The following is a 6,363-nucleotide window of genomic DNA, read 5'->3' as shown; positions in this document are numbered from 1 at the left end:
TTGCCCCCCCCCCCCTCCCCCTCCCCCTCCCCCCCCCCCCCCCTCCCCCACCCCCCCCCCCCCCCACACCCCCCCCCCCCCCCCCTCACCCCCCCCCCCCCCCCCCCCCCCCCCCCCCCCGTCCGGCGTTCTAGGACACCGCCGCGCGACGGTGGCGCGGACGACTCGGCCCGCGGAGGCGGATGTGCGCGAGACGCCCGAGGTCCGCCCTCACACCTCGTGCTTATCCTTGCCCCCATGCTGACCATCACCCAGGACCTCCACGACCGGATCGTCGCCCACGCCCGCGCCGACCACCCCGACGAGGCGTGCGGCGTGGTCGCCGGTCCCGCCGGCAGCGACCGGCCCGAGCGGTTCGTCCCCATGCTCAACGCGGCCCGCTCGCCCACCTTCTACGAGTTCGACTCCGCCGACCTCCTCAAGCTCTACCGCGAGATGGACGACCGCGACGAGGAACCCGTCGTCATCTACCACTCGCACACCGCCACCGAGGCCCACCCGTCCCGCACGGACATCAGCTACGCGAACGAGCCCGGCGCCCACTACGTCCTCGTCTCCACCGCCGACACCGACGACGCGGGCCCCTTCCAGTTCCGCTCCTTCCGGATCGTCGACGGCACGGTGACCGAGGAAGAGGTCCGCCTGGTGACCGCGTACTGAGCGACTGCCCACTGAGTGACTGCCTGCCGGGTGACTGCCTACTGAGACCGGAGGGTCCGCATGCCGGGACGAACTTCCGGGGCGCGCACAGGGAATCGATACGATGCGCCCATGGTTGCCGACAACGTGAGCGACAGGACGCCGAGCAGCACGCTGCTCACGGCGCGGCTCCACGTCGACCTGTGCCGGCTCGCCGGTGCGCTGTGTCCGCGCGGCGCCGCCGCGTGACCCCAGCGGCGCGCCCGCCTTCCCGTCGCCGCCGCCCCTCCCCGCACTCCGACAGGAGCACACCCATGGCCATCGAGGTCCGCATCCCGACCATCCTCCGCACCTACACCGACGGCGAGAAGGCCGTCCAGGGCGAGGGGGCCACGATCGACGAGCTCTTCAAGAACCTCGACGCCCGCCACCCCGGCATCCGCGAGCGCCTGGTCGACGAGGCCGCCGGCGGCGAACTGCGCCGCTTCGTCAACGTCTATCTCAACGACGAGGACGTCCGCTTCCTCGCGGGCATCGCCACCGGACTCGACGACGGCGACAGCGTCACCATCCTCCCGGCCGTGGCCGGCGGCATGGTCTGATCGGCGGGATCTCCGTGCGCTACGACAGCCCGCTGGCAGCGGTCGGCAACACCCCGCTCGTCCGCCTGCCGAGGCTCTCCCCCTCCGGCACCGTCCGGGTGTGGGCCAAGCTGGAGGACCGCAACCCCACCGGCTCGGTCAAGGACCGCCCGGCCCTGCACATGATCGAGCAGGCCGAGCGGGCCGGCCGGCTCACGCCCGGCTGCACCATCCTGGAGCCCACCTCCGGCAACACCGGCATCTCGCTGGCCATGGCGGCCCGCCTCAAGGGCTACCGCATCGTCTGCGTCATGCCGGAGAACACCAGCGAGGAGCGCCGCCGGCTGCTCGCCATGTGGGGCGCGGAGATCATCCCCTCACCGGCCGCGGGCGGCTCCAACACCGCCGTGCGCATGGCCAAGGAGCTCGCCGTGGAGCACCCCGACTGGGTGATGCTCTATCAGTACGGCAACCCCGACAACGTCGGCGCGCACTACGCCACCACCGGCCCCGAGATCCTCGCGGACCTCCCCGAGATCACCCACTTCGTCGCCGGCCTCGGCACCACCGGCACCCTCATGGGCGTCGGCCGCTACTTGCGCGAGCACGTGCCCGGCGTACGGATCGTGGCCGCCGAGCCCCGCTACGACGACCTCGTCTACGGGCTGCGCAACCTCGACGAGGGCTTCGTGCCCGAGCTCTACGACGAGTCCGTGCTCACCACGCGCTACTCCGTCGGCTCCGAGGACGCCGTCCGCCGCACCCGGCAACTCCTCGCCGAGGAGGGCATCTTCGCCGGGATCTCCACCGGCGCCGCACTGCACGCGGCGCTCGGGGTGGCCCGCAAGGCCGAACGGGCCGGGGAGCGCGCCGACATCGCCTTCGTCGTCGCCGACGCCGGCTGGAAGTACCTCTCCACCGGCGTCTACACCGCGGCCACCGACGAGGAGGCCGTCGCCGTCCTGCACGGCCAGCTCTGGGCATGACGGGCCCCGCTCCCGCCGCCCCCGCCGGCCCCGGCCGGCGGGGGCGGGAACAGGCTGGCCGGGAGTAGTCTCGACACCGCCGCCCCGCGGCATACGCGTCCGTACCGGTGACTTCAACCACAACCGAACCTCGCGGAGGAGCGACCGCCGACTTCGCGCCTTACGCTCGACGGACCGCATGGCCCCCCGTAACCAGCCCACGGAGGTTCAGGCCCGCATGAAGCTCACCGTCGTCGGATGCTCGGGGTCGTTCCCGTCCACGGAATCGCCCTGTTCGAGCTACCTCGTAGAGGCCGACGGCTTCCGGCTGCTCCTCGACATGGGCAACGGCGCCCTCGGCGAGTTGCAGCGCCACATCGGTCTCTACGACCTCGACGCCATCCTGCTGTCGCACCTGCATCCCGATCACTGCATCGACATGTGCGGCTATTTCGTCGCCCGCTACTACCGTCACGAAGGCGGCCGGGCGGAGGCCATCCCCGTCCACGGCCCCGAGGGCACCGCGCAGCGGCTCACCACCGCCTACGGCGACGTGGGCGAGAGCTGCATGGCGGAGGTCTTCGACTTCCGCACCCTGAAGCCGGGCGCCTTCACCCTCGGCCCGCTGACCGTGCGCACGGACCGCGTCCGCCACCCCGTCGAGGCGTTCGCCTTCCGCGTCGAGCACGACGGCAGCGCGCTCGTCTACTCCGGCGACACCGGCCCCTGCCAGGCCCTCCACGAGCTGTCCGTGGGCGCCGACCTCCTGCTGTGCGAGGCGTCGTTCACCCATGGCAAGGAGGACATCCCCGACCTCCACCTCAACGGCCTCGAGGCCGGCGAGCACGCCGCCCGCGCCGGTGTCGGGCGCCTGGTGCTCACGCACATCCCGCCGTGGACGGACCCGCTGACCAACCTCCGCGATGCCCGGGCCGCCTTTTCCGGGCCGGTCGAGCTGGCCCGGGCCGGGGCGGTCTACGAGATTTAGCCGAGGTAATGGCAGTCAAAAGGCGACCATGGGAAGGGCCCCGGAATCCGATGGATTCCGGGGCCCTTCCCATGGGTTTCCAGATTTCCGGGAATTCCCGGGGACCGTCAGGCCTTGAGCTCGGCCGACTCCTCCTCGGATTCACGGCCCGGCGTCTTCAGATCGAACTTGATGATGGCGAAGCGGAAGACCACGTAGTAGACCGCCGCGAAGCACAGACCCACCAGCGCCAGCAGCCACGGCTTCGAGGCGATGCCGAGGTTCAGCAGGAAGTCGATCGCGCCGGCGGAGAAGCCGAAGCCGTCCTTCATGCCGAGCGCCCAGGTCAGCGCCATGGAGACACCGGTCAGCACCGCGTGGATCGCGTACAGCACCGGGGCGACGAACATGAACGTGAACTCGATCGGCTCGGTCACGCCGGTGACGAAGGCGGTGGCCGCGAGGGAGAACATCATGCCGCCGACGACCTTGCGGTTCTCGGGGCGGGCGCAGTGCACGATCGCCAGGCACGCGGCCGGCAGCGCGAACATCATGATCGGGAAGAAGCCGGTCATGAACTGGCCGGCGTTCGGGTCGCCCGCGAGGAAGCGCGCGATATCGCCGTTGACGGTGCCCTTGGCGCCGTCGTACGAACCGGCCTGGAACCACGGGAAGGAGTTGAGCAGGTGGTGCATGCCGACCGGGATCAGCGCGCGGTTGGCGACACCGAATATGCCCGCGCCGACGGCGCCGGAGCCGACCAGCCACTCACCGAAGTTGTGCAGGCCGGTGCCCAGCACCGGCCAGATGTAGCCGAAGGCCACACCGATGACGAGGCCCGCGAAGGACGACAGGATCGGCACCAGGCGGCGGCCGCCGAAGAAGCCCGCCCAGTCCGGCAGTTTGGTGCGGTAGAAGCGCTGGTAGAGCAGCGCGACCACGAGGCCCATGACGACACCGCCGAGGACCTTGGCGTCGACCGCCTGCTCCACCATGGCGACCTTGTGGTCGACCACGGCCTCCTTCTTCGGCAGGCTGCCGTCGGTGAAGGTGCCCAGCACCTTCTGGAAGACCAGATAACCGGCCACGGCGGCCAGCGCGGTGGAGCCGTCCGACTTCTTGGCGTAGCCGATCGCGACACCGACGGCGAACAGCAGCGCCATGTTGTCGAGAATGGCGCCGCCACCGGCGGACATGAACTCGGCGATCTTGTTCAGGAACGCCGGGAAGGACTTCCTGCCCAGCATGTCGTCCTGGCCCAGGCGGACCATCAGCGCGGCCGCGGGGAGCACCGCGACCGGCAGCATCAGGCTGCGGCCGATGCGCTGCGCGACGCCCATGGCGCCGGCGCCGAACTTCTTCTTCTCCGGCGCGGCGTCATCAGGCGCCGTCTTCGCCGCCTTGGCGCTCTTACTCATCGGATTCCTCCAGGTGAGGCGGGCGCTCGGGGGGGAAGGGGGGACGGCCCGCAATCTGGTCTACACCACTCAGTGGTTTAGACCTGTTGTAGCACGTGAGTCCGGGATAAAGGAATCCATCGTTCCCGGTGGTCTCGGACACAGCCCGGCGCCCGACGACAAACCGTCCCCGGGCCCAACGGCCCGGGGACGGCGTTTCTCGTCGTTTCCCAGCGCTTCTCCTGGGAGAGGTGACCCTAAACCCAGCGCAGTGTCACTGGCTCCTCACTTCGCGTTCCCTTTACTTGACGTTCTCCTGCTCGATCTCCTCCGCGAGCTCTTCCGGCTCGCGCCCCGGTGTCGGCAGGTCGAACTTCGTAATCGCGAACCGGAAAAGCACGTAGTAGACCACCGCCAGGCACAGCCCGATCGGAATGATGAGCCACGGCTTCGTCGCCAGCCCCCAGTTGATGACGTAGTCGATCAGGCCCGCCGAGAAGCTGAAGCCGTCGTGCACCCCGAAACCCCACGTCACCGCCATCGACACACCCGTGAGCAGGGCGTGGATGACATAGAGCGCCGGGGCGATGAAGAGGAAGGAATACTCGATCGGCTCCGTGATGCCCGTGACGAACGACGTCAGGCCGACGGAGAGCATCATGCCGCTCACCGCCTTGCGGCGGTGCGGCTTCGCGCAGTGCGCGATCGCCAGCGCCGCGGCCGGCAGCGCGAACATCATCACCGGGAAGAAACCGGTGGTGAACTGGCCCGCGTGCGGGTCACCCGCCAGGAAGCGGTTGATGTCACCGTGCACCACCGTGCCGTCCGGCTTGGTGTAGTCGCCGAACTGGAACCACATGAAGGTGTTGAGGAACTGGTGGAGCCCGACCACCAGCAGCGCGCGGTTGGCCACGCCGAAGACGCCCGAGCCCGCCGACCCAAGGTCCGACAGCCACTTGCTGAAGCTCGTCAGCGCGTCACCGACCGGCGGCCAGACCCACAGGCAGATCACCGCGAAGGCCAGCGCGACGAACGACATCAGGATCGGCACCAGGCGCCGGCCGTTGAAGAAGCCCAGCCAGTCCACCAGCCGCACCTTGTGGAAGCGCATCCAGAACCAGGCGCTCAGCAGCCCGATGACGATGCCGCCGAACACCCCGGGATTCTGGAACGTCGCCGGGGTCGCCGCGCCCGCGCCCGTCACACAGACCCCGCTCCACAGCCCCGCCCCGCCGAACCTCGCCTCGTGCGGACAGTCCTCGGGGAACTGGTGCAGCACCGAGAAATAGACGAGGAACGCCACCACCGCGGCCAGCGCCGTCGAGCCGTCCGCCTTCTTGGCCATGCCGATGGCCACGCCCACGCAGAACAGCAGCGGAAGCCCGAGACCCGAGTCCAGCAGCGCGCCGCCCGCGCCCGCGAAGACCTTGGCGACGTCCGTCCAGCCCAGCCCGTCCTTGCCGAAGACATCCGGCTGCCCCAGCCGGTTGAGGATGCCCGCCGCGGGCAGCACCGCGATCGGCAACTGGAGGCTGCGGCCCATCTTCTGGAGGTTCTGGAAAAGGCCCTGCGTCCAGGTCTTCCGCCGCGGGGCGGCCTCGGCACTCGAACTCATCCCGTTTCCTCCGCCTGCCGCCCCGGCGGCAGTCCACTCGGTGCTTTGCCGCATACTGGTGTAGACCACTTGCGGTGCCTGTCGGGCCTCCCGGAGCGCAGCGCCGGTTGGTCGTCATCTTTCGCCAGATGGCGGACGAATGCCCACGTAACTGGTCTGAACGTGGGTACCGTGGGAAAGCCGGTCGGCGAGACCGCCG

7 protein-coding genes are annotated in these 6,363 nt (G+C 69.9%); 5 read left to right on the top strand and 2 right to left on the bottom strand.

Annotation, left to right across the window (positions count from 1 at the left end; all coding sequences use genetic code 11):
- Positions 1-237 precede the first annotated feature (237 nt).
- From ACZ4A5_RS29430 to ACZ4A5_RS29410, 5 genes are all read left to right on the top strand, one after another.
- Complete coding sequence (locus tag ACZ4A5_RS29430) at positions 238-660, top strand: M67 family metallopeptidase (RefSeq protein WP_467590771.1); 423 nt, start codon at positions 238-240, stop codon at positions 658-660.
- Between the two features lie 111 nt (positions 661-771).
- Entirely contained in the window at positions 772-888 is a 117-nt protein-coding gene (locus ACZ4A5_RS29425; protein ID WP_361523696.1) for a putative leader peptide, read from the top strand.
- A gap of 65 nt (positions 889-953) precedes the next feature.
- Positions 954-1,241, top strand: a complete 288-nt coding sequence (locus ACZ4A5_RS29420; protein ID WP_398868346.1) for a MoaD/ThiS family protein — start codon at positions 954-956, stop codon at positions 1,239-1,241.
- Between the two features lie 14 nt (positions 1,242-1,255).
- Entirely contained in the window at positions 1,256-2,206 is a 951-nt protein-coding gene (locus tag ACZ4A5_RS29415) for a PLP-dependent cysteine synthase family protein (RefSeq protein ID WP_467590768.1), read from the top strand.
- A 217-nt stretch (positions 2,207-2,423) separates the two neighbouring features.
- On the top strand, positions 2,424-3,173 hold the full coding sequence (locus ACZ4A5_RS29410; protein WP_467590765.1) for an MBL fold metallo-hydrolase: 750 nt from the start codon (positions 2,424-2,426) through the stop codon (positions 3,171-3,173).
- 107 nt (positions 3,174-3,280) lie between these two features.
- On the opposite strand, the gene ACZ4A5_RS29405 is transcribed toward ACZ4A5_RS29410, so the two are convergent.
- Together ACZ4A5_RS29405 and ACZ4A5_RS29400 are read right to left on the bottom strand one after the other, a co-directional pair.
- A complete protein-coding gene (locus ACZ4A5_RS29405) occupies positions 3,281-4,570 on the bottom strand; it encodes a PTS transporter subunit EIIC (protein WP_467590762.1) in 1,290 nt (429 codons plus the stop codon).
- 280 nt (positions 4,571-4,850) lie between these two features.
- Positions 4,851-6,164, bottom strand: coding sequence for a PTS transporter subunit EIIC (locus ACZ4A5_RS29400; RefSeq protein ID WP_467590760.1), 1,314 nt, complete (start codon positions 6,162-6,164; stop codon positions 4,851-4,853).
- Positions 6,165-6,363: the final 199 nt, after the last annotated feature.

This window comes from Streptomyces sp. NPDC025618 (assembly GCF_055558795.1).
The sequence above is the reverse complement of the archived record's forward strand: the minus strand, read 5'-3'. Positions and strand labels throughout refer to the sequence as shown.